The following is a 23,949-nucleotide window of genomic DNA, read 5'->3' on the forward strand; positions in this document are numbered from 1 at the left end:
AGATGATGCATCAATGTGTGGGATCACCGGATGGATAAACTTTAGAGAAAATATCCTTCATAAACAGGATACTGTTAAAAAGATGACAGAAACCTTGGCGAAAAGGGGGCCAGATGACACAAACATATGGGGAGAAGGAAATGTCTTATTTGGTCACAAACGATTAATTGTTGTTGACCCGGAATGCGGCATTCAGCCGATGACCCGGACAAAGGAAGGGAATTCTTATACGATTTGTTATAACGGTGAACTATATAACACAGAGGATATTAGAAAGGTCCTGTTAGCAAGAGGATACACCTTTAAAGGTCATTCAGATACTGAAGTTTTGCTGCAATCCTATATTGAGTGGGAAGAGGAATGTGTTCACCATTTAAATGGGATTTTTGCCTTTGCGGTTTGGGATTCTGCAAAGGAGAAGTTATTCATAGGCAGGGACCGTTTAGGGGTTAAACCCTTATTTTACAAGGAAGCTAACGGATCGCTTATTTTTGGTTCAGAATTAAAAGCGATTTTAGCCCATCCATCTGTTTCAGCAGTGTTAGATAAAACAGGCTTGTCAGAAATATTTGGTGTAGGCCCTTCCAGAACTCCGGGAAATGGCGTTTTTAAAGGAATCGATGAACTTCGCCCTGCTCATGCCCTTACCTTTACAAAAAATGGGTTAAAGAAATGGCGCTATTGGAATGTCGAAAGCAAGCCGCATGAGGATTCATTGGATGAGACAGCTGAAAAGGTCCGCTTCCTATTTACAGATGCCGTGAAACGGCAGCTTGTATCAGATGTGCCTTTATGTACGTTTCTTTCCGGTGGGGTCGATTCAAGCGCGATTACAGCGGTAGCCGCGGAGCATTACAAGCAGGAAGGAAAAGGCAGACTCCATACGTACTCGATTGACTATGAGGACAATGATAAATTCTTTAAAGCAAATGAGTTTCAGCCAAATTCCGATGCTCCATGGATTAATAAGATGAGTGAAACATTCAATACAGTACATCATCGCTGTGTGATTGCCCAGCAGGAATTAGTGGATAACTTAATCGAAGCGACCATTGTACGTGATTTACCAGGTATGGCTGATGTTGATTCTTCGCTGCTTTGGTTTTGCCGGGAGATCAAAAAGGAATTTGTCGTTAGCTTGTCTGGGGAGTGTGCAGACGAAATTTTTGGAGGATATCCATGGTTTCACCGACCAGATGATTTAGCAAGATCGGCATTTCCTTGGATGCGTTCAACCGATGAAAGAATAAAGCTGTTAAAACCAGAATGGCAGGAAAAGCTAAAGTTACATGAATATGTGCAAGCACGTTATCAAGAAACGGTTAATGAAACCCCGCTTCTTGATGGAGAATCGGAATTAGAAGCACAACGGCGCCAGCTCTTTTATTTAAATATGCATTGGTTTATGACAAATTTATTAGACCGTAAAGATCGGATGAGCATGGGAGCGAGCTTAGAAGTTCGCGTTCCATTTGCGGATCATCGCTTGGTTGAATATGTATGGAATATCCCTTGGGAAGTAAAGATGCATGGTGATCGTGAAAAAGGAATCTTGCGTAAAGCATTAGAGGGAATTCTTCCGAATGAAGTATTGTATCGAAAAAAGAGTCCATATCCGAAGACACATAACCCGGAATATACAAGGCTGGTGAAAAATTGGCTTTCTTCACTTTCAGCCAAAAAAGATTCAATCTTACATGTATTATTAAATAAACAGGCCTTACAAGATATTATTGAATCAGAAGGAAAAGCATTCCAGGTTCCTTGGTTTGGCCAGCTAATGTCAGGACCGCAGCTTTTAGCACACCTAGCACAAATACATGTATGGTTTGAAACCTATAAGATTAATATTGATGAGCGGTAAAAAATGTAAGATTAAAGTAGCAAGGGACTGCAAACATGCAGTCCCTTAGTCTATCCTTTATTTATTGTGTGACGGGTCTCTGAGCAAAACTTTTAGTCATCCAAGCCCGTGATTTCCAACGATGAAGCATAATAATTCCTCGAAGCCATTCATCTGCTATAAATGCTATCCAAACGCCGATAAGTCCTAAATCAAAGTGAATGCCTAATAGATAGGCAACCGGTACACTTACACCCCACATGGACAGCATCCCCATATAAGTTGGAAAACGGATATCTCCGGCAGCGCGGAGTGATCCAATTAAAACCATATTAAAAGCTCTGCCAGGCTCAAGTAATATCGTTAGAAGAACAAGAATACCGCCAATTTCTAAAATATTTTCATTGGTTGTAAAAATGCCAAGGAGGGGATCAGAAAATATACTAAAGATGATGGCCATTAGCGTAGAAATTAGAATCCCTGAATAGAGACTTTTTAATCCCCTCGTATAAGCGGCATCATAATCCTTCGCTCCTATTAAATAACCAATTAATATTTGTGTCCCTTGGCTGACTGCTAAGCTAAACAACATCATAAACATCATGAGATTTTGTGTGTAAATTTTTGTTGTTAATGCCTCTGTTCCTAACATGGTGATAAAAAATGTTATTACCATCTGGGAAGTGTTATAAGAAAGTTGTTCACCTGCAGTAGGTACACCGATATGCAAAAGGTTTTTAATATGGTGTCCTGGCAGCTTAAACAGCTCTTTAAGATTGATCGTAAAGTGAACACGTTTCTTCAATACATAAACGATGACAATTAAACCTATTATACGTGATACAACTGTTGATATCGCAACACCTGGAACTCCGAGTACAGGTAAGCCGAATGGACCGAAAATAAAAAAGTAGTTACCTATAATATGGATAATATTCATCCCAATTGTGATATACATCGTATCCTTTGTATAGCCATAGCTTTTAAGAATGGCACTTGCTGTCATAAACAATGCTTGAATAAAGGAGAAGCCCCCTACAAGCTGTAAATAAATAGTTGCTTCTGGCAATAGTTCTCTAGGAAGATTCATCAGTAATAGAATCTCTTCACTTGCTATGACAATAGCTACACTAATAATCATGCTTATTAAAAAGTTTGCTGAAAGAGATACAGACGAAATCTCTTTCGCTTCTCTAAAATTATTCGCACCTAAATACCTAGCAACAAGAATTGTCGTACCTGTTGCAATGAAACCAAACATGACAATGATCAGAAATAAAATTTGATTTGATACACCAACAGCTGCTACTGCATTATCAGAATATTGACTTAGCATCAGTGTATCAGCACTCCCTAATAACATATGGAGCATTACTTCTATAAAAATTGGCCATGTTAGAGCAAATAATGTCATTTTACGATCTGGTTTTCCTAATGACATTTTCTCTCAACTCCTTCGATTATGCGTTAACAATTCTTACTTAGTTTACAGACGTTGTAGTATAATAGAAAGAGAGGATAACGACAACTTTTGGAGAAATACGACTATAAGGGAGATGCCGTATGGCTTACATTGCATTTAAGGTTCCGCCATTTCCGACCTTAATAAAAGGCGGGTATGCGGTATTTGAAAAGGGAGCCAAACATTTTAAAAGGGTATTTACAGTGTTTGATTTGATCTATGTGAAGTCAGGAGAATTATATATAACCGAGGATCAAACTCCTTATACTGTTGGTGAGGGGCAATACATCATTTTAGTGCCGGGGTTTGAACATTTTGGCCATAAGGAATGCCAAGTAAAGACGGAATATTATTGGTTGCATTTTTTAATTCCTTTAGATCACGAGCTTGTAGAGGAAGGGATTGAGAATTGGGCGGATATCCAAGAATCAGAGGGAGACTTTGTGACTCCGGCATCGTATCGTTTTTGCCTTCCAAGTTTTGGAGAAACCCAGAATATGAAGTTTGTAGAAAATATTTTTGATAACTTAATGAGCATGGATCATCAAACACCTGATTATCAATTAAGGCAGCAGCTGTATTTTCAAGAATTTCTTCTCCATTTACAAAAGGAGGCCTGCAAAATCCCTTCTGCTGCAGAGCGTGTTGTTGAAGAAACGGTTAAATATATTCAGGAGAAATTTAAAGAGGAGATCAAGATGGAAGATATCGCGAATACCCTTCATTTTCATCCTGATTATATCACACGATGTATGCAAAAAGTCATCGGTGTCACACCAAATATGTATTTAAATCAATATCGAATGAATCAAGCGAAAAAACTGCTGGCCACTACTGATGATAAAGTAGCAAACATCTCACAGGAAGTAGGGATTATTGATTCAACCTATTTTTCAAAGCTCTTTAAAAGAATTGAGGGCATAAGCCCTCTTGAGTATCGGAAAGTGATTCATAGGAGACAGCAAAGAAGTTGAACTTATTTAGTGATCAGCAAAAAAGTAAAATCATAGGGCTCTAATGTGACGGAAAGCTCGTTGGCATGTGCTGCAAACTCTTCCATCCTCCATAGATCAAGGATGGTTTTATCATGTAAGTCTAGAGGCAAGGGAAGAGTTTGTGTTGAAGGATGATTATTCATAACAGCAATGAAAAGCTGATGCTCATTTTCTTTGCTATAGCAGAGATAATTCCGTTCATTTTCAGCAGCCAAGATGTTAAATTTTCCTTCATTTGCTAAGATAGGGTAGCTCTTCCGCAAGTTGATCAGCTTTTTAAAAAAGTTCAGCATGTCATGGTCCTGGTGCTCCATCTCCCACACCATACATTTTCTGCAGCCGGGATCCTGCTCGCCGGTCAGTCCAATTTCATCCCCATAGTAAATAGAGGGGGAGCCAAGAAAGCTGAGCTGAAAAGCTGTCAACAGCTTTACCTTTTGTCGATTCATTCTTGCTAGATTTAATAATCGAGGTGTATCATGGCTTCCAACTAAATTAAATGCAGCCTCATGTACAGGTTTTGGGTATTGATGAAGGCAGTTTTGCAGGTCGTGACTAAATTGTTCGGCACCTATAGCATCGTAAGCAAAAAAGCGGAGAAGATGGTTTGCTAACGGATAGTTCATGACTGCATCGAATTGATCACCCGCAAGCCATGGCAAAGCATCATGCCAAACCTCGCCAACAAGATAAACATCCTTATTAATGGCTTTCACTGCTTGCCTAAAATCCCGCCAAAATTGATGATCAATTTCGTTTGCCACATCCAATCTCCACCCATCGATTCCAAACTCCCGAACCCAATATTGTCCAACCTCCAGCAAATACTTTTTGACATCAGGATGCTGGGTATTTAATTTTGGCATTTTCTTTTCGAATGCAAAGGTATGATAATGCGGTTCACCTTCATGAGTTAAGGAAGAAAAGTGAAACCATTCCTTATATTGAGAGGCATCACGATTTTTTAAAGCATCCTGAAAAGCTGGAAACTCCTCGCCGCAGTGATTAAACACTGCGTCAAGCATAACCCTTATCCCGCGTTTATGACATTCGGACACCAATCGTTTAAATGTGTTCTTATCGCCAAATTGCGGATCGATTTCCATATAATCAATTGAATCATACTTATGATTGGAACGAGCTTTGAAAATAGGTGTAAAGTAAATTCCATTGATTCCTAAATCAACTAAATAATCAAGCCGCTCGATAACCCCGTCAAAATCCCCGCCAAAGATTGTGGAAGCTGTTGGTTCCGTGCTATTCCATGGCAGTGTCCCATGCGGATCATTTTCTGGATTTCCATTTGCAAACCGATCAGGGAAAATTTGATACCAAATCGTGTTTTTCACCCATTCTGGAGCAGAAAAACAATCTGACGGGTGATGAAACGGAAAACAAAAATAAGCTGAAAAATCATCATGAACCGTATCACTGAACCCTTTTTCTGTGTAAAACAACTCTTGTTCATGATTTTTTAATTGAAAGGCATAACGCATACGGCGCTGAGGCGGAATGACTTCAACAGCCCAGTAATCAAATAAATCATCATTTCCGCTCTTTTGCATATCGACAGTAGAATGCTTCCAACGGTGGTCTTCAAATTCAAACGGGTCGCCATAATAAAGGGTAATAGAATGTATGTCGTTTCGTTTTGCCTTTAACTGAATATGTAAGGCATGTTCATTAATGGCATAGGCAAATTGATTTTTTGGTCGATGGTAAATGGCCTCTTTAAACATAGATTCCTCCTTTATGAGCCTTTCATAGATTCAAACTATCAATATAATTGACACATATTTAGAAAAATAACCAATTTCCGTTTGACGTTCGATAAGTGAAAGCGCTACTCTTAACAATAGAGTGAAAAAACCTTGAGTTTAGGAGGAACGGAAATTAAATGGTTAGAAAGGCTTTCATACGATTACTCATTCCGTTTCTTCTTTTTTACGCCTTACCAGTAAGTGCAGCTGAAAAAGAAGAACATCCATGGCAGGAGGAAATCGTTTATTACATAGTTGTTGATCGTTTTAATAACGGTAATCCACATAATGACGGGAAAGATCGAAATTTACAGGATCCCGCTGCCTATCATGGCGGAGACTTAGAAGGGGTTATAAAAAAGCTCGATTATTTAAAAGAAATGGGCTTTACCGCAATCGCTTTATCATCCGTTATGGCTAGTGAAGATTATACTGGAAATCTTGTTGAAAACCATAAACAGGTAGAAGAACATTTTGGAAGCATGGCAGATCTCCAGCGGTTGGTTGAAGAGGCCCATAAACGGGAGATGAAGGTCATCATAGAGTTTGTCGCAAACCATGTTGGACCGAATCATCCTTGGATCGAGGAAAAGCAGCAATGGTTCCATCAAAAAGATGACTTAACAGATGTCCAAGATCAAGAAAACCGCTTAAACGGTTGGGTTAACGGATTACCTGATCTCGCGACTGAAAACGAAGAAACGAGAGATTATTTAATTGAAACAGCTGCATGGTGGCTTGAGGAAACAAACGCAGATGGTTTTTACATCAATCATCCTGATACGAGTGAAACAGAATTTTGGCAGCTATTTTATAGCGAGATGAAAAAGGTAAACAACGATGCTTATTTAATCGGTTCATTGCTAGCCTCTGGCAATGAATCTATGTACCTTGAGTCAGGTTTTGATTCCATTCTAAATGAACAATTTTTTCAAGAAGCATCAGACATGTTTGCAAAGGTTGATCTGCCTTTTGCGGCTATGACAGACGTTGTAGAGAATTCATCACCTGCACTGACAACCTATCTTGATAGTGATAATGATGTCCGCTTTACGAGAAAATCAGTTGGAAATAACCAGCATCCAGGCATTCGCTTGAAAATGGCATTATCCTATATGTACACGATTCCTGGAACACCTTTCGTTTATTATGGAACAGAAATTGCCTTGAATGGGGGAGAGCCTCCTGAAAATCGCCCGCTTATGAATTTTCAATCTGATGAGGAATTGATTGATTATATTGGTAAGCTGGCAAAGATTCGCAACAGTCTGCCAGCCCTGACTAAAGGGGATTATCATGTCTTGTATGAAAAAGATGGTATGATCATTTTTACACGGACACTTGAGGACGAAACAGTTATTGTAGCGATCAACAATACATCTGCTTCACAAAAGGTCGTGATCCCTGAGGCTGATATTGCTGAAAATAAAGAGCTTCAAGGATTATTAACGGGTGATACATTTGAAGAAGAAAATGGAGAATATGAGTTTATCCTTGATCGCGAAATAGCTGAGATTTATGAAGTGAACGAAAAAAAGGGCTTGAATCTGCCGTTTATTAGTGTGTTTATTCTTGTACCCGTTTTGTTTATTGTGTTTTTAGTGCTGGCAAAAAAGCGAGGGAAAAGAAAAGAGTAATGGAAAAGAGCTGATCCGGTTGGTCAGCTCTTATTGACGATCACTTAAGTATTAAAAATGGCGAACAAGAACATTCATTTTAAATTTTCTCTCATCTTTGAGAGAATGCTTCGTAGCTGCAGCAACTCTTCCTCGGAGATATTTTTACAAAGCGTTTCATGAAATTCTTCAGCGATCGGAATAACGTGCTGACTTAATTGCCGTCCAGCTTCAGTTAAATATAATCGCTGAATTCGGCGGTCATTTGGACAGCTGAACCTGTTGATAAATCCTTTTTGTTCGAGGCCGTGAGCCATTCTGGCAATATTTGTTTTATCCTTGTCGAGCTTTTCCGCAACCTCATTTTGACTTAGGCCATCTTGTTTCCACAGCAGCATCATAATTAAATTTTGTTCTGGTGCAATATTAAGCGGGGCCAGTTTACTTTTAATGTAGCTTGTAAAAATTAAGTCGGATTGATGGATATAAATACTGATATAGTCATCTAATGCTAGGTTCATTTCATCTAAACTCCCAATTATTGTCTTAAAATAAGTTTAGATTGAAGCCATCTTAATGTCAATTTGCCTGATGAAAATGAAAAAAGGCTAACCTTTTGATTAGCCTAAAGAAACGAACATTAAAATGTATTTGCCGCAGTTGCTGCTTCTCTAAGTCCGTTTTCAATGATTTCATTTGCTTTGTCCGGGTTTTGATTATGCCCTTCAATAATGATGCTGGTCACATCTTTAATACCAAAGAAATCTAGAATCGTAGTTACATAGTTAACAGCCATTTCTTTTGAAGCAGCAGGCCCTTCAGAATAGACGCCACCTCGAGCATTAAGGAGAGCAACTTTTTTATCAGAAAGTAACCCGACTGGCCCTTCCGGCGTATATTTGAATGAAGTACCAGCTTGAGCAAGATAATCCATGTAGGTATGCAGTACAGCAGGAACAGTAAAGTTCCAAAGCGGGAAGGCAATGACAATTTTATCTGCTGCAAGAAACTGATCCAAATATTTTTTAACCGTTTTTGTTGCGGCTTGTTCCTCTGGAGTCAACTCGAGCCCCTTTCCTAACTTAAACATGCCGTTAATCATATCCGTGCTGTAATATGGTAAATTCTCTTCGAATAAATCAAGCTCCATGATTGTATCTTCAGCATGTGACTCTTTGTAGCTTTGCAAGAAAGCATCATATAATTGGACACTAACCGCCTGTGCCGCAGGGCGTGAATTTGCTTTAATAAATAATACGTTTGACATACATCTTCCTCCAGTTTTTAGTTGTTATAGCAACTTTGATTCCCCTCTACACGATTTTTTTAAAATCATAACAAAAAGGTTGCTATACATACTATTTAAATTTAAAAAATATCATTCCTAAAGTCAAATGATTAAACTTAGGTGTTTCTAACGTATAGTTTATTTGAAAAGCGAAGGGACGTAATCATTTTAACGGAGGATGTTTCTTCCTGATTTTGTCGTAAGTCTTTTGGTGTAGTTTTATTTAAGAGGGGAAAGGCTGTTTCAAAATGATTATATCTTTTTGAAACAGCCACTTGTCATCTTTCTCTACCCGTTAATAACCTTCCCGCCATTTACATGAAGGGTTTGTCCAGACATATATGACGAATCATCGCTAGCTAGGAACACATATGCTGGTGCTAATTCTTCCGGCTGACCTGGTCGTTTCATTGGTGTATCAGCTCCAAATGTGGCAACTTGATCTGCCGGGAAGGTTGACGGAATTAATGGAGTCCAAATTGGACCTGGTGCAACAGCATTTACACGGATCCCTTTGCCCGCTAAAGAAAGGGATAAGGATCTAGTAAAGGTTGTAATCGCTCCTTTAGTTGCTGAATAATCAATTAGCTGCTCATTTCCAGCATAAGCAGTAATCGATGATGTGTTAATAATCGCACTGCCGCCCTTTAAATGGGGAAGAGCAGCTTTCGTTAAATAGAAGAAAGAGAAAATATTTGTTCGGAATGTTCGTTCAAGTTGCTCGCTTGTGATATGTTCAATACCTTTTTGCGGATGCTGTTCAGCAGCATTGTTTACTAAAATATCGATTTTTCCAAAAGCATTGACTGCCTCTGACACAATTTGCTGGCAAACTAATTCATCTCCAATATCCCCTGAAACGAGTAAGCATTTTTGTCCATGTTCCTCGACATGTTGTTTTGTTTCCTCTGCATCCTTTTGTTCATTTAAATAGGAAATCACAACATCTGCACCTTCTTTGGCGAAAAAGACGGCAACAGCTCGTCCGATTCCGCTGTCTCCTCCAGTAATAATTGCTACCTTGTTTTTCAGCTTTCCGCTGCCAATATAGGTTTTATCCTCAAATGCAGGTGCTGGATTCATAATATCCTCATGACCTGGCTGCACATTTTGATGCTGTGGCGGCATCGTTTGTTTTGGTTGATTTTGATTGCTACTCAAATTAATTACCTCCTAAATGGAATTCGATTTTTGTAGTATGTGAAAAAATGGATGAAAGTATGTTTTTCTGGAGTGGTTTTGATATTCCCGTATGGCTAGGAGGTTAAACCTGAATTTTCCATTTAAATGAGGAAGGCTATCATTCCGGGTATGAAGGACAAGAAGGGGAAGAGAGTCAAGGAAAAGTCCCTTCATCAACTCTTAGTTAGGATGTAAAGAAAAAATCCTTCTTCTCGTATGAGCACAGTTCCTCCGTAATTCGCACCTCAAAAAAAGAGCTCTGAAGCAACAGGCTTCAGGGCTCTTCATCATGAATTACATAACATTAAAATATTTCGCGTCTGGATGTGAAACAACAATCGCTGTAACAGAGGCTTCAGGCTCCATCATAAAGCCTTCTGTTAATTGAATGCCGATATCTTCCGGGCGCAATAGGTTAAAGAGTTTTTCTTGATCCTCTAGGTCCGGACATGCAGGGTAACCGAATGAATATCGTTGTCCCTGATATTTGGCAGAGAAGCGTTGATCCATTGTGAAGTCAGGTGCGTCAGGGAAGCCCCAACGGTCACGAATGAGTTGATGCGTTCTCTCTGCTAATCCTTCAGCAAGCTCCAAGGCAAGGGCTTGAACGGCATGGCTCTTTAGATAATCACCTTGTTCTTTAAAGCCTTGTGCCAGCTCGCGAATTTGGCTTCCAGCTGTAACAGCAAACATTGCAACATAATCAAAATCATCATCCTGTTTAGGACGAACATAGTCTGAAATACAACGATATGGCATCTTTTCCTGTCTAGGAAAATCAAATGTTTGCAGTATGGTCGTCGTATCATTTGGATCAAGTATATGCAATTTGTTCCCTTCGCTATAAGATGGGAAAAATTGATAAGCAGCAGCTGGCTTAAACCACTGCTTTTTTGCACCATCCTTCAGCAATTCCTTGATTAACTCGACTAATTCCACCGCTTTTGGATCCTTCTTTTTCACCAATTCCTTGACCTTTCCTTTTAATCCAAGGTGGTGGCCAATTAACATTTGCATGTTCACATACGGGATAATTTGCGTTAGGTCAATATCCTTCAAAATGTGACGCTTCGTATCAACAGGCGTGAAGATTGGTGCTTCGCTTAGGTTCCCGCGTTTTTCTAAGAGCTCGGTAACTGCTTTTGTTTGTGCTGCCTTTGGTTTGGCTTCTTCTGTTACAGCAGCTTCTTTTTCAGCGAATAGCTCTGGTGTCGTTCGTAATTGATTCGCTAACGATAAACCATCCATCGCATCCTTCGCATATACAACAGGGCCCTTATATTGTGGTGCTATTTTCATTTTTGTAAATTTCCTTGAAAGGGCAGCACCGCCGACTAAAATTGGCAGATTGCAATTTGCTTCCTGCAAGTCTTGAGCGGTAATCACCATTTGCTGGGCGGATTTTACTAAAAGACCTGATAACCCAATTAAATCAGGCTTTTCATCCTTTACTGCTTGGATTAGGGTTTGAGGTGTAACCTTAATGCCAAGGTCGATAACCTTATAGCCGTTATTGCTTAAAATAATATCTACAAGGTTTTTTCCGATATCGTGAACATCACCTTTTACGGTTGCAAGAAGTATTTTCCCTTTTCCGCTATCATCTTTTTTCTCCATAAATTGCTCTAAAAAGGACACCGATGCTTTCATGACTTCAGCACTTTGCAGTACTTCGGCAACAATTAATTGATTGTCATTAAATAACGCACCAACCTCAGCCATTCCGGCCATAAGTGGTCCATTAATGATCGATAGAGGATCAGGATATTTTTTAAGTGCCAATTCTAAATCGGGAATAAGTCCTTCTTTCGTTCCTTCTACGATATAATTGGCAAGCCGTTCTTCTAAGGTAAGATTTTGAACAGGCTTTTTGTCCTCTTTTTTCTTGCCGCGATAGAAGTTCGTAAACGTTGCTAATGTTTCATCTGTTGTTTTAAACAATAGATCTTCAGCCATCTGAATTTCCTCTTTAGGAATGGAGGCAAATCGTTCTAGTTTTTCTGTGTTAACAATCGCATAGTCAAGACCTGCTTGTGTACAGTGGTATAAATAAACGGCATTTAATACCTCGCGTCCAACAGGCGGAAGACCGAAGGATACGTTACTAACTCCTAGGATGGTTAAGCATTCCGGCAAGCGTTCCTTAATAAGCTGAATGCCGCGCACCGTTTCATTTGCAGAACCAATATACTGTTCATCACCAGTTCCGACCGGAAATACGAGCGGGTCGAATATTAAATCACTAGCTTTTAAGCCATGTTTTTTAACAAGAAGGTCATGTGAGCGAATCGCTACTTCAAGCTTCTTTTCAGCAGTTAAGGCCATGCCGTCTTCATCAATCGTCCCAACAACTAATGCACCGCCATATTTTTTAACAAGCGGGACAATTGCATCAAACCGTTCTTCTCCATCTTCAAGGTTAATCGAGTTGATAATCGCTTTTCCTTGCGAGTACTTTAAAGCTCGTTCGATTACTTTTTCATCTGTTGAGTCAATCACAAGCGGTGCCTTTACTTTTTTTACAACCTCTTTAATGAATGCTTCCATGTCTTCCATTTCATCGCGATCTGGGTCTGCCAAGCAGATATCGATAACATGTGCTCCATTTTTCACCTGTGCTCTGGCAATCTCTGAAGCTTCTTCAAATTTTTGTTCGGCAATTAATCGTTTGAATTTACGAGAGCCGATGACATTTGTCCGTTCTCCAACAAATAATGGACGCATTCCTTCTTCATAAAGAAGCGCATCAATACCTGAAACAGTATGACCGTTTGAAACCTCCTCAATGCTGCGTGGAGGAATAGCAGAAACGGCTTCTGAAATGGCTTTAATGTGCTCAGGTGTTGTACCACAGCAGCCGCCAACAAGATTCAACCAGCCTTGTTCAGCAAAGCCAACAAGCTTTTTCGCAAGTGATTCAGGTGATTCATGGTAGTTGCCTTCTTCATCAGGCAGCCCTGCATTTGGATAGCAGCTTACAGCTGTGCTAGCCAATCCAGAAAGCGTTCGAATATGGTCTGTCATAAATTCAGGACCTGTTGCACAGTTTAGACCAACAGAAATTGGCTTCATATGCTCTAAGGAGATATAAAATGCTTCAATATCTTGACCGGCTAATGTTGTTCCCATCGGTTCAATTGTTCCAGATACCATAAGCGGAAGTTCTTTCCCTGTTTGTTCAAAAGCCTTTTGGATCCCGATAAAACCAGCTTTTACATTTAGCATATCCTGGCTTGTTTCAAGGAGAAGAACATCTGCTCCGCCAATGATTAATCCTCTGGCTTGTTCCTCGTAGTTATCGACCAATGTATCAAAGGTTGTACCACCTGTAACAGATAATGTTTTTGTTGTTGGACCCATTGCACCGGCAACAAATCTCGGTTTCTCGGGTGTTGAGTATTTTTCAGCGGCTTTTTTTGCAAGTTTCGCTGATTCAATATTAAGCTCGAGAGCCAGTGAGCCTAATTCATATTCGTCTAAGACTAAACCGGTAGCACCGAATGTGTTTGTGGAAATAATATCTGAGCCTGCTTCGAGGTAGGCTTCATGGATTTTTTCGATTGTTGTTGGAGCTGTTAATGTTAAATATTCATTACAGCCTTCATATTCTTCTCCGCCAAAATCAGCAGGTGTGAGATTGGCAGCTTGAATCATTGTACCCATTGCACCGTCAAGTACAAGGATTCGTTTCTTTAGTTCATCCCTGATGCTACACATGTGTAATCTTCCTTTCAGCCAGTTGTTTTTCCTTTTCATGGATGTAATTTGTAAGCTCCACTGTAAGGTCGTATTGTAGGAATGGAGTAATTAAATAAATGCCATTGAATAAATCAAATGCTGTATCAATCAAATCCTTGGCAATGGCAAGGCCTTCTTGACGTGCTTTTTCTTTATCCGTTCCTGCAGCAGCCATTTTTTCGCGAATGGAATCTGATAATTTAATGCCCGGAATTTCATTATGAATAAATTCAGCGTTACGACTTGAAGTTAACGGCATGATGCCAATATAGATCGGTGCCTTCAACTCGCGTGTCGCTTCATAAACATCAATGATTTGCTGATTTGAATATAGCGGCTGTGAGATAAAATAATCTGCACCATGGGCAATTTTCTTTTCAAGCCTTACAACTGCTTTGTCTAAGTGGCGTACATTTGGATTAAAAGCAGCGGCAACTGAGAAATTTGTTTTCGCTCCTAATGGTTTTCCAGAATAAGAAACACCCTCATTAAATTGTTTAATTAAACTGATTAAATCAAATGATGATAAATCATAAACAGATGTTGCTCCAGGGAAATCACCGATTTTCGAAGGGTCCCCGGTTATTGCTAATACGTCTGTTAATCCTAAAGAATGCAAGCCCATTAAATGAGATTGTAGTCCAATTAGGTTGCGGTCACGACATGTAATATGAATCAGCATTCTTCCACCGGTTTTTTCTTTTGCTAATATTCCAGCAGCCAAATTGCTTATCCGAGGAGAGGCAAGCGAGTTATCAGCAAGGGTTAAGGCATCGATCCCAGCATTTTGCAATGCTTGGGCGCCTTCAAGGAATACATTCATCCCAAGCTTTTTCGGCGGATCAAGCTCAACAATGACAGAACGTTTTTGCTTAACCATTTCTTGCAGAGGCGGAAGTGCTTCACTATTTTTTGTAACAATCGTTTCTTGCTGTTGCTTTGGAGTTTTCACCTTTTTTTCAGTAACAGGAGCTAAATGGGAAACTGCCTCAGCCATTGCTTGAATATGCTTTGGGGTTGTACCGCAGCATCCGCCTATTAAACGAACTCCTTGCTCTCTAAACTTTTGTGCACTCTCTTTAAAATAACCTTCATCAGATTCATAGACTAGACGTCCTTCATTAAAGGCAGGCAGGCTGCTGTTTGGAAACACTGATAAATAGGCATGACCCAGAAGCGGTACTTCTTCAAGAGATTGAATCATATGATATGGCCCTAAATGACAGTTTAAGCCAATGACATTTGCACCAAGCTCCTCTAGAAGGGAAAAGGCATTTGTTACGGATGTTCCATCTTGAAGGACACCCGCTTCATGAAGGGATACATTGGCAATGATCGGTTTGTTTGTTTCCTTTTTTGCGATTTGCAGGACCGTTTTCATTTCTTCTAAATCATAGTAGGTTTCTAATAAAATCCCGTCGACATCTTCATTTAAGAGAATAAAAAGCTGTTCTCTGAAGTTTCGCTTAATTTCTTCTAGAGTATGTGCGCTCTTCTTAAAGGTACGAATGCCGCCGATTGTGCCAAAGACATATGTTGAAGGTGCTGCTGCCCGTTTTGCGATTTCTACTGCTTGCTTGTTAATTTGTCTAATGTCATCTTCTAAGCCGTAACGTGAGAGTTTAATATCATTTGCTCCATATGTGTTCGTTTGAATGACATCTGCACCAGCTTGAATATAGGCTTGATGAACACGCAGCACGTCCTCAGGCTTTGAAAGATTTAATTCTTCAAAGCAGCGATCGACACCGTGGGTATAAAGCATTGTTCCCATTGCTCCGTCTCCAATTAAAATCTTTTTCTGTAAGTCTTCCAAAAAGCTCATTGAAAAGCCTCCGATCTATTTAATAAAGTGGCGAGGAAATAGATGAATCGATCTCTAATAAAAAAAGCCTTCTTAAGCAGAAGACTGAATGATTCAAAGCTTCCCCTTATCTTTCAAGCATTTTACATGCTTAGCTGGAATTAGCACCTTGGCACTCGGAAGATCTTAGGAGGGTGAAAAGTTGATTGTTTTGGAAAGTTGAAAGAAATGACCCAATCTTAGTTTTGTTTGTTTTCTTTCAGCACCGGCAAGCTTACGCTTGCCAGCGGCTTGGTTAGCAATCCTTGTGAAAAATAATAAAAAATGCTTCGAACAAACAAGTGCGTTTTGTTCGATTCATTTTTATTATTTTTCGGTGCTGAAAGAAAACAACTTAGGGTTATTTTCGAACTTTGAGACAATCACCGAATCCTGAGATCTTCACTCGTTGTTGACCGGTTGCTGAAGCTTCATTGGGCCAGTCCCTCAGCTTCTCTTGATAAGATATGAAATTAACATATTTACTTTAATATCTTGAAAAGTGTTACAACTAATTTATCTAATATTGCGAAAAATATCAATAGTTAAATGATTTTTTATTGAAAAATACAGATGGGAAAAGGTGGAATAGTAGTATTTGTGTTAGAAAAAGGCAGCTCACATGCTGTGATACTGCCATTGTAAAAATCAGTCTTTACTTATCGGTAATTAATAAACTGTACATCAATTGGCAGGTCGGCTCCTTTGATTGCGGCAATGACTTGCTGGAGGTCGTCTCTGCTTTTTCCGGTCACACGGATTTGATCATCTTGGATTTGTGATTTGACTTTTAATCCTGTATTTTTAATGATAGTATTTATTTTTTTCGCGTTTTCTTTGTCAATGCCTGAAACTAGTTCAGCTCTTTGACGAACAGTTCCGCCTGATGCATTCTCGATTTTTTTGTATGAAATGTTTTTTATTGGGACATTTCGCTTGATTAGCTTTGAGATTAAAACATCTTTTAATTGCTCAAGCTTGTACTCATCATCAGAAACTAAAATAAGTTCTTCTTTCTCTAATGTAATATTGCTTTTACTTCCTTTAAAATCATAGCGCGTAGCAATTTCTTTCATTGCAATATTGATTGCATTTGAAACTTCAGGAAACTCGACTTTGGATACAATATCAAATGAACTATCTTTCGCCATATTCATCCTCCATTATGTATATAATATGGTTAGATTATAGTAAAATAAGACAATGATCACAACTTTTTACAATCCAAAACGAGACTTGTGTTCTGTAATGGATATAATTAAGATGAGAGATTAAGTTACGTTTTACTTAAAGATGAAAGGATCGATATAAAGATGATGCCAGGTACTTTTGCAACATTAACAATAGATGAGAAGGTCGACTTTGGTTATTTTTTAACGGATGGAAAAGAGCGTGTGCTTTTACATCATAATGAAGTGGTCGGGGAAATTGAAGTAGGTGAAGAGGTTGAGGTCTTTTTCGTATTAGATGCACAGGACCGCTTAGCTGCCACGATGAAAAAGCCGCTTATAACAGAGGATACATATGCTTGGGTAACGGTAGTGGATGTTGTCGAGGAATTCGGGGCATTTGTCGATATTGGCTTAAGCAAGGATGCCCTTGTGGCCAAAGATCATCTCCCTTATTTACGTGAGGTATGGCCAAAGCCAGGTGATAACCTTTACTGTACATTAAAGGTTTCAGGAAATGGCCGATTTTTTGCACGACTTGCAACTGAGGAGATTGTCGTCCCGCTAAGTAAAAAAGCTGATCGTTCAATATTTAATAAAGAAGTAACAGGCACGGTCTACCGTATGATTGTTGCAGGTTCATTTATTTTAACAGAAGAAGGATATAAAGGGTTTATCCATTCATCACAAAGGACAATTGAACCTCGTTTAGGCGAGACAGTTACGGGACGAGTGATCGATGTGAAAGAGGATGGAACGGTTAATGTTAGCTTACTACCACGTAAGCATGAAGCGTTAAGCGGTGATGCTGAAAGAATCTATGGATATATGCAGGAAAGAGGCGGTGCCATGCCTTATACAGATAAAAGTGATCCAGACGATATTAAGGAACGATTTGGACTAAGTAAGGGAGCATTTAAACGTGCTTTAGGCCACTTAATGAAACATGGCAGAGTCTATCAGCAGGATGGCTGGACATACTTTAAAGAAAACAACGACCAATAAGGTTGTGAGGTGGGTTGAGGCTAAGCGGGGGACAGTTACCAATTGTGGAATATAGAAAAGACTTTAATCAAAGATCTTGACGATTTTATGTCCTACAAAATATACTATTTTTAAAAGAATGAATAGGTTAAAAGTACCAATATAACAGGTAAAAGGATTTGGTATGGGGATGGAAATAAAGGTTCTGGCAGTCGAAAATGGTGTACATAACGAATTAGTCTTAACTAGGGAACAATATAAAAATTTAAAAGATCAAAACTATTTTTTGCACGGTAATCAGGTTTATCATTATGGCAGGATGGATCTGCAAATGAATTGCCTAACCATTTATGTGAGTCCAGAAAAATAAAGCAGGATTAAAAAGAGGATGTCTCAAAACTCCACTGAAGAGTTCAGAGTGAGACATCCTCTTTACTATTATTTATGATCCGTTCTCTTAGAATATTGATGTTCGCCTGCTTGGCGGTTTTTTTCGCGCATCATATTTTTTTCGTGACGTTTCGCATTATTATCTTTTGCCTTTTTGTCGTTGTCACTAGTGTGTGGCATGATAAAGCTCCTTTCAAACGAATGTAGCCTTATCATGCCCATATAAGGAAGAACTATGTATTATAGTTCATCATTTAAGAAGAAGACCGCAAGCGTGCCGGGACCTGCATGTGCACCAACAACTGCTCCAACGTAATTGATGTAGATTTCCTTTGGTGAGAATGCTTCTTCAATCATTTCCTTCAATTCATTTGCGGCTTTTTCGTCATCACCATGGCTAATTGCTATTGTTTGATTTTGCAGGTTCACGCCCCGTTCTCTCATGATTTCAATCATCCGTTTGAATACCTTTTTGCGGCCGCGAATTTTTTCAAGCGGAACAAGCTTTCCGTTCTCCACATGAAGCAACGGCTTTATATTTAAAAGACCTCCAACAAAGGCAGATGTTTTGCTGATTCTTCCTCCGCGTGCTAAATATTCTAAATCATCAACTGTAAAGATATGCTCCATTTTTGAACAGTAGCTTGTAACGGCTGTTTCGATTTCGCTTAAAGATTGCCCTTTTTCAGATAACTCTTTTGCATATTTAACAGCAAGACCATGCCCAAGTGAAGCACACTTTGAATCAACAATTGATAAATGGAAGTCAGGATATTCTTCCAGCACCTCATTGCGCATCATCATCGCCGTTTGATATGTGCCAGAAAGCTCTGAGGAAAATGCCACATAAAGGCTTGGAATTCCTGTGGTTGCTAAGCTGGTAAATAGTTCCTTTAAACTAAGCGGGGATGCCTGTGATGTTTTGACAACTGTTCCTTCTCTCATAGCATCATAAAGCTGCTTAGGTTTTATTTCTTTTTGATCTGCGAGCTGTTCTCCATTCATTTCTACACTGAGTGGAAGAAATGAAATGGAATGTTCTTCAAAATAGTTGATCGGTAAATCACACGCACTATCGGCTATGATGTGTACATTCATTCAAACACCTCATTTGAGTAGATTTTTGTTCTCATAATTGTGAAAAAATTTATAGTATGTAAGATGTCGTTTTAATTTAATGCTTTTTTCTAAAAGATTGTTGCTTTCGTTGGCGCTTTTCTTAAGTTTAAGAAATAAAATTTTGTACTTAGTTTTCGTGTCTAGCTCCAGGCGCCATCGGCTCTAGGGTCTAGTCAAATAGGAACTGAAGGTAAAGAACACCTTCTATTCCTATTTGACTTATGCTTGTCGCCGAATGCTAAGCGCCTTGCGCTTTTCTTAAGTTTATCATGCCCCGTTTAAAATACAATCTTTGTATTCATTTCTTATAAAAATGGGAACAACAAGGGTAAGGCATTTTGAATGCAAGGAGGGAAATTTATTCATGGTAAAAGGTGAAGTCAAAAAAATAATTGTTGTCCTTATTGGAGCATTATTAAATGCAATTGCGTTGAATTTGTTTTTAATTCCGGCAAATGTATATTCAAGCGGTTTTACAGGAGTCTCTCAACTTTTGTCCAGCGTAATTGAGCAATATACTCCTTTTTATCTTTCCACAGGTATTCTATTATTACTATTGAATATTCCGGTTGCCTTTTTAGGGTGGAAAAAGGTAGGGAAATCCTTTACACTATATAGCTTTTTAAGCGTAGCAGCGACAACTGTATTTTTAGAGTTTATTCCAATTGAATCTTTATCTGAAGACATCATCCTTAATGCTGTGTTTGGGGGTGTCATTCTTGCAATTGGTGTGGGGATTACCTTGAAATTTGGTGCTTCCACTGGTGGACTGGATATTATCGCAATGATTCTTTCCAGAATGAAGGATAAGCCTGTAGGTACTTACTTTTTTATATTAAATGCCATCATTATTTTAACAGCCGGTTTGTTGTATGGGTGGGAAAAAGCCTTATATACCCTTGTGACCCTTTATGTAACAACAAGAGTTATTGATACAATCCATACGAGACATGTTAAGCTTACTGCGATGATTGTAACAAAAAAAGCGGATGAGCTTAAAAAGGCAATCCATGCCAAGTTAGTTAGAGGGATTACCACCCTTCCTGCTAAAGGAGGCTTTACAAACGAACCAAAGGATATGTTAATTATTGTCATAACTCGTTATGAATTGTATGATTTAGAGAGAATTATTAAGCAAGTAGATCCAAATGCGTTTACAAATATTATTCAAACAACAGGAATAATGGGCTTCTTCAGGAAGGATTAATGAGGTGAATGGAATGGGAAGGTCGTTTTTGGCTTTCGGAATGATGCTTTTGTTATTACTAGGCTGTGCAAATGGAAATGAAAATTCTGCAAATACCATTGTTGAAGAAGGGGAGGAAGAAGTGGAGAAAAAAGAGCTCGATTTTGAAGTTGACGTAAATCCTTTTTCAGATCAAGTCGAATTTTTGCTGACGATCACAAATCATTCAACAGAGACGAAAAAACTTGAATTTTCTACAAGCCAAAAGTATGAAATCATCGTCAGGGATGCAAATCAACAAGAAGTGTATCGTTATTCTCAAGGGAAAATGTTTGCTCAGGTAATGGAGTATGCTCTTATAAAACCGGAAGAGAGCATGAAATGGAATGAAGCATGGAAGTTTACAGGTCAAGGGATAAAACCTGGTGAATACGAGGCTGAAATAACTATTTTAGCTCGCAATGAAGAAAAACTTGTTGAGAAAGTATCATTTCAAATACCTGAATAAACCTAAAGGTCTGCTCCTTTCATTTAAGAAGGGTCAGACCTTTAGTGATCTAAATAGAATCAATTGTTTTTTGAAACTCTCGCAATTGGGCTCGTTCTGCGTCTGTGCAATTCATATACGCGGAGGATAACGCATTTTTTGCTTTTAAGATCGCTTCGTATTTATCACCTTGAGCGGCTCCACTTGCAATAGAAGCTGCATATGCAACAGATTCTCGAGCTTGTTGAAACAATTGGTTGCCCATTTATATCCCTCCAAGGGTATCAATCGCTTTATTTGCATTACGTTCTTCGGCTTCTGATAAAGTTGTATGGTAAGGGAACCTCTCATCGTGCTTAGTAACTGTATCTTTGCCTTGTTGAACAAAACGTCTAGACTTGTTACGTTTACCCATTGATAAAGCCCCCCTTTATAAATGGTGACGTTGATTCAACGTCCATATTATTTTGTACGAAATGAAAGGATATATAAATGGCAAATTGTATCTGCGTTGACACCGCTGTTTAAAGGGATAAAACATCTTTTAAATAATGGGCAATTCCATCCTCTTCATTTGACTTAGTAACATGGTTAGCAATCGCTTTAAGGTCATCAATTGCATTTCCCATAGCCACTCCATGTCCGGCATATTGAATCATTTCAAAGTCATTGTCCTCGTCTCCGAAAGCAATAATTCTCTCCGCCGGAATGTTATAATAGGCTGCAATCTTTTGTAAGCCAACCGCTTTATTAATTCCTGCCTTTATGATTTCTATAACATGCCATGGTGCTGCCCATCTTCTATGATCAACAATTTCTGCATGCACATCTGATAAATAGGTTCTAATTTTTTCAACATCCTTTTCATCAGCATGAATGAGGATGCTTGTCACATCATCTCCAAGGCTTTCTCGCAAGTCCCCAATTTTAACCTTAGGATTTCCCATGCTAAAGATATCCAAAAGCTTTTCATCATGATAATGGAAATACACATCATCCACTATTTCAGCGAGCATATTATGTATACGATGCTTTTCTGCTGCGTCAATGATTTCTTTTACAACCTTCAGTTCAAGTGTTGTATGATAGGTTCCCCACTCATCGTTTTGAGGATGATGGACAAATGCCCCATTAAAATTAACAATCGGGGTTGTAAGTTGTAATTCATCGTAATAAATGGAGCTTGATCGAAAGGGTCTTCCTGTCGCAATACAGACGATATGCCCAGCTGCCATGGCCTTTTGAATAACTTCCTTTGAATCCGGTGAAATCGTCTTATCGTCCTTTAAAAGAGTGCCGTCTAAGTCTAAAGCAATTAAGAAGGGTTTTGTTTCCATACAGTCTCCTTTTTATCTTCGACAGATTTTGTTTTTTCTTTTGTGAAATCAAACTGTTATTGTAAATTGTTTAAGTTTTTGACGTCCAGCTCCAGCGCCTAGCCCCTCTAGGGTCTAGTCACTCATGAATTGAAGGTAAAGTACACCTTCTATTCATGAGTGGCTTATTTGCCCGAGGTTGATCAAGGCGCTTGCGCTTTAGTAATAGTGTATCTTTTTTCCAAGTTTCATGTCTACATGTTACAATGAATTAGAGGCAAAATAGTAGGGAGGCGCGTTTTAGCTTGGTAATTATTGAAAAAATGAATGTAGCAGACATTCCACTACTACATATTGTAAATCATTCAGATAAGGATAAAAAAACTCCTTTTGTTATTTTTGTCCATGGCTTTACGAGTGCGAAGGAAAACAATTTGCATTATGCTTATTATTTAGCTGAAAAAGGAGTCAGAGTGGTACTCCCTGAAGCAATGTATCATGGTGAACGAAGCAAACAGCATGATACAAAGGAATTAAGCATGAGGTTTTGGAAAATCGTTTTAAATGAAATAAAAGAAATTAACATACTTAAAGAGCATTTTGAGGATTGCGGGTTGATTGACAATCAACGAATTGGGGTAGCGGGTACCTCTATGGGAGGAATTACTACCTTAGGTGCTTTAACTCAATATGATTGGATCAAAGCAGCAGTAAGTCTTATGGGCAGCCCTTGTTATACATTTCTTTTAAAGGACCAGTTAGCGACTTTAGAGAAAAATGGAGTGGAATTGCCTTTATCAAAGGAAGAAATTGCAGAACAGCTTTCGCTTTTAGAGCCATATGATTTAAGCCTTCATAAAGAAAAGCTGCAAAACCGGTCATTATTATTTTGGCATGGGGAACAAGATCAAGTTGTTCCATTTGCGCCTACCTTTCAATTTTACAAGGATATCATTACGATGTATGAAAAAACACCTGAAAATTTAAAGTTTATTGCCGATCCGTTAGCAGATCATAAGGTTTCCCGCAAAGGGGTTTTAGCGTTGGTGGAATGGTTTGACCGTTATTTGTAGTTTTCTCAAATCAGGATTCAAGAGGCATTTACCTTTTAATCATGAGGTTTCTTTACTATACTTGATGTACGATCTTAAGAGAGGAGCGGTAAACATGGATGAAGCATTAAAGGAAAATATACTTGGAGCACTTGAAACGGTTGTCGATCCGGAGCTAGGCGTTGATATCGTCAATCTTGGACTTGTATACGACGTTGATATGGATGAACAAGGGAAAACAGAGGTTAAGATGACTTTAACATCAATGGGCTGTCCTTTAGCAGGCACGATTGTTGAGCAAGTGAAAAATGCTCTTTATGATATCCCGGAAGTAAAGGAAGTTGAAGTCAATATCGTTTGGAGTCCTCCATGGACAAAGGATAGAATGTCCAGAATTGCAAAAATTGCTTTAGGCATTCAATAAGATAATACAAAACATCAGTGGAAACATACTTCACTGGTGTTTTTTTATTTAAATTCGAATAGAATGATCTTCTTTTATGCAAATCAATGCATATA

The 23,949-nt window shown here is 38.8% G+C and carries 22 protein-coding genes; 9 read left to right on the forward strand and 13 right to left on the reverse strand.

Annotated elements, in window-relative coordinates; translation table 11 throughout:
• The first annotated feature begins 13 nt into the window (after positions 1–13).
• The gene (gene asnB / locus ACSVDH_RS05775; RefSeq protein ID WP_439248810.1) at positions 14–1,864 is read left to right on the forward strand and encodes an asparagine synthase (glutamine-hydrolyzing); all 1,851 of its coding nucleotides are present in this window, start codon (positions 14–16) and stop codon (positions 1,862–1,864) included.
• 61 nt (positions 1,865–1,925) lie between these two features.
• Here the strand turns inward: asnB and ACSVDH_RS05780 are convergent, their stop codons facing one another.
• Complete coding sequence (locus tag ACSVDH_RS05780; protein WP_439248811.1) at positions 1,926–3,284, reverse strand: MATE family efflux transporter; 1,359 nt, start codon at positions 3,282–3,284, stop codon at positions 1,926–1,928.
• 122 nt (positions 3,285–3,406) lie between these two features.
• On the opposite strand from ACSVDH_RS05780, the gene ACSVDH_RS05785 reads away from it, so the two are divergent.
• The gene (locus tag ACSVDH_RS05785) at positions 3,407–4,279 is read left to right on the forward strand and encodes an AraC family transcriptional regulator (protein ID WP_439248812.1); all 873 of its coding nucleotides are present in this window, start codon (positions 3,407–3,409) and stop codon (positions 4,277–4,279) included.
• Positions 4,280–4,281: 2 nt separating this feature from the next.
• On the opposite strand, the gene ACSVDH_RS05790 is transcribed toward ACSVDH_RS05785, so the two are convergent.
• Positions 4,282–6,039 carry an alpha-glycosidase gene (locus ACSVDH_RS05790; protein WP_439248813.1) on the reverse strand — a complete coding sequence of 586 codons (1,758 nt, stop codon included), beginning with the start codon at positions 6,037–6,039 and terminating at the stop codon, positions 4,282–4,284.
• Between the two features lie 158 nt (positions 6,040–6,197).
• On the opposite strand from ACSVDH_RS05790, the gene ACSVDH_RS05795 reads away from it, so the two are divergent.
• Complete coding sequence (locus tag ACSVDH_RS05795; RefSeq protein WP_439248814.1) at positions 6,198–7,697, forward strand: alpha-amylase family glycosyl hydrolase; 1,500 nt, start codon at positions 6,198–6,200, stop codon at positions 7,695–7,697.
• Positions 7,698–7,771: 74 nt separating this feature from the next.
• On the opposite strand, the gene ACSVDH_RS05800 is transcribed toward ACSVDH_RS05795, so the two are convergent.
• The 6 genes from ACSVDH_RS05800 to ACSVDH_RS05825 form a co-directional block, all read right to left on the reverse strand.
• A complete protein-coding gene (locus ACSVDH_RS05800; RefSeq protein ID WP_439248815.1) occupies positions 7,772–8,197 on the reverse strand; it encodes a MarR family winged helix-turn-helix transcriptional regulator in 426 nt (141 codons plus the stop codon).
• 119 nt (positions 8,198–8,316) lie between these two features.
• The gene (locus tag ACSVDH_RS05805; protein WP_299092687.1) at positions 8,317–8,943 is read right to left on the reverse strand and encodes an FMN-dependent NADH-azoreductase; all 627 of its coding nucleotides are present in this window, start codon (positions 8,941–8,943) and stop codon (positions 8,317–8,319) included.
• A 309-nt stretch (positions 8,944–9,252) separates the two neighbouring features.
• A complete protein-coding gene (locus ACSVDH_RS05810) occupies positions 9,253–10,125 on the reverse strand; it encodes an SDR family oxidoreductase (RefSeq protein WP_439248816.1) in 873 nt (290 codons plus the stop codon).
• A 315-nt stretch (positions 10,126–10,440) separates the two neighbouring features.
• Positions 10,441–13,863: a methionine synthase gene (gene metH, locus ACSVDH_RS05815; RefSeq protein ID WP_439248817.1), complete on the reverse strand. Its 3,423-nt coding sequence runs from the start codon at positions 13,861–13,863 to the stop codon at positions 10,441–10,443.
• Positions 13,856–15,709: a bifunctional homocysteine S-methyltransferase/methylenetetrahydrofolate reductase gene (locus ACSVDH_RS05820; RefSeq protein WP_439248818.1), complete on the reverse strand. Its 1,854-nt coding sequence runs from the start codon at positions 15,707–15,709 to the stop codon at positions 13,856–13,858. Before ACSVDH_RS05820 ends, metH begins: the two co-directional genes overlap by 8 nt.
• Before the next feature lie 677 nt (positions 15,710–16,386).
• Entirely contained in the window at positions 16,387–16,878 is a 492-nt protein-coding gene (locus ACSVDH_RS05825; RefSeq protein ID WP_439248819.1) for a YajQ family cyclic di-GMP-binding protein, read from the reverse strand.
• Between the two features lie 162 nt (positions 16,879–17,040).
• Between ACSVDH_RS05825 and ACSVDH_RS05830 the strand changes: the two genes are divergently transcribed.
• Together ACSVDH_RS05830 and ACSVDH_RS05835 are read left to right on the forward strand one after the other, a co-directional pair.
• The gene (locus tag ACSVDH_RS05830) at positions 17,041–17,901 is read left to right on the forward strand and encodes a CvfB family protein (RefSeq protein ID WP_439248820.1); all 861 of its coding nucleotides are present in this window, start codon (positions 17,041–17,043) and stop codon (positions 17,899–17,901) included.
• A gap of 169 nt (positions 17,902–18,070) precedes the next feature.
• Positions 18,071–18,250, forward strand: coding sequence for a hypothetical protein (locus ACSVDH_RS05835; RefSeq protein ID WP_299092677.1), 180 nt, complete (start codon positions 18,071–18,073; stop codon positions 18,248–18,250).
• Between the two features lie 68 nt (positions 18,251–18,318).
• Here ACSVDH_RS05835 and ACSVDH_RS05840 read toward each other — a convergent pair whose 3' ends face one another.
• Together ACSVDH_RS05840 and ACSVDH_RS05845 are read right to left on the reverse strand one after the other, a co-directional pair.
• Complete coding sequence (locus ACSVDH_RS05840) at positions 18,319–18,450, reverse strand: DUF3941 domain-containing protein (protein ID WP_299092676.1); 132 nt, start codon at positions 18,448–18,450, stop codon at positions 18,319–18,321.
• Positions 18,451–18,510: 60 nt separating this feature from the next.
• Positions 18,511–19,368, reverse strand: a complete 858-nt coding sequence (locus ACSVDH_RS05845; RefSeq protein WP_439248821.1) for a DegV family protein — start codon at positions 19,366–19,368, stop codon at positions 18,511–18,513.
• Positions 19,369–19,753: 385 nt separating this feature from the next.
• Between ACSVDH_RS05845 and ACSVDH_RS05850 the strand changes: the two genes are divergently transcribed.
• Together ACSVDH_RS05850 and ACSVDH_RS05855 are read left to right on the forward strand one after the other, a co-directional pair.
• A complete protein-coding gene (locus ACSVDH_RS05850) occupies positions 19,754–20,596 on the forward strand; it encodes a YitT family protein (RefSeq protein WP_439248822.1) in 843 nt (280 codons plus the stop codon).
• A gap of 13 nt (positions 20,597–20,609) precedes the next feature.
• The gene (locus tag ACSVDH_RS05855) at positions 20,610–21,083 is read left to right on the forward strand and encodes a BsuPI-related putative proteinase inhibitor (RefSeq protein WP_439248823.1); all 474 of its coding nucleotides are present in this window, start codon (positions 20,610–20,612) and stop codon (positions 21,081–21,083) included.
• Between the two features lie 49 nt (positions 21,084–21,132).
• Here ACSVDH_RS05855 and ACSVDH_RS05860 read toward each other — a convergent pair whose 3' ends face one another.
• The 3 genes from ACSVDH_RS05860 to ACSVDH_RS05870 all read right to left on the reverse strand — a co-directional run bounded on the left by ACSVDH_RS05860 (position 21,133) and on the right by ACSVDH_RS05870 (position 22,399).
• Entirely contained in the window at positions 21,133–21,327 is a 195-nt protein-coding gene (locus tag ACSVDH_RS05860) for a DUF3813 domain-containing protein (protein ID WP_439248824.1), read from the reverse strand.
• Positions 21,328–21,477 carry a hypothetical protein gene (locus ACSVDH_RS05865; RefSeq protein ID WP_439248825.1) on the reverse strand — a complete coding sequence of 50 codons (150 nt, stop codon included), beginning with the start codon at positions 21,475–21,477 and terminating at the stop codon, positions 21,328–21,330.
• A gap of 109 nt (positions 21,478–21,586) precedes the next feature.
• Positions 21,587–22,399 (reverse strand): Cof-type HAD-IIB family hydrolase, encoded by an 813-nt coding sequence (locus tag ACSVDH_RS05870; protein WP_439248826.1) that lies wholly within the window; start codon positions 22,397–22,399, stop codon positions 21,587–21,589.
• A 284-nt stretch (positions 22,400–22,683) separates the two neighbouring features.
• Here ACSVDH_RS05870 and ACSVDH_RS05875 point away from each other — a divergent pair, with 284 nt between their 5' ends.
• Both ACSVDH_RS05875 and ACSVDH_RS05880 read left to right on the forward strand, forming a co-directional pair.
• Complete coding sequence (locus tag ACSVDH_RS05875; protein ID WP_439248827.1) at positions 22,684–23,451, forward strand: prolyl oligopeptidase family serine peptidase; 768 nt, start codon at positions 22,684–22,686, stop codon at positions 23,449–23,451.
• Positions 23,452–23,545: 94 nt separating this feature from the next.
• Positions 23,546–23,854 (forward strand): metal-sulfur cluster assembly factor, encoded by a 309-nt coding sequence (locus ACSVDH_RS05880; RefSeq protein WP_439248828.1) that lies wholly within the window; start codon positions 23,546–23,548, stop codon positions 23,852–23,854.
• Positions 23,855–23,949 lie beyond the last annotated feature (95 nt).

It is taken from the genome of Metabacillus sp. Hm71, assembly GCF_051842955.2.
GTDB lineage: Bacteria > Bacillota > Bacilli > Bacillales > Bacillaceae > Metabacillus.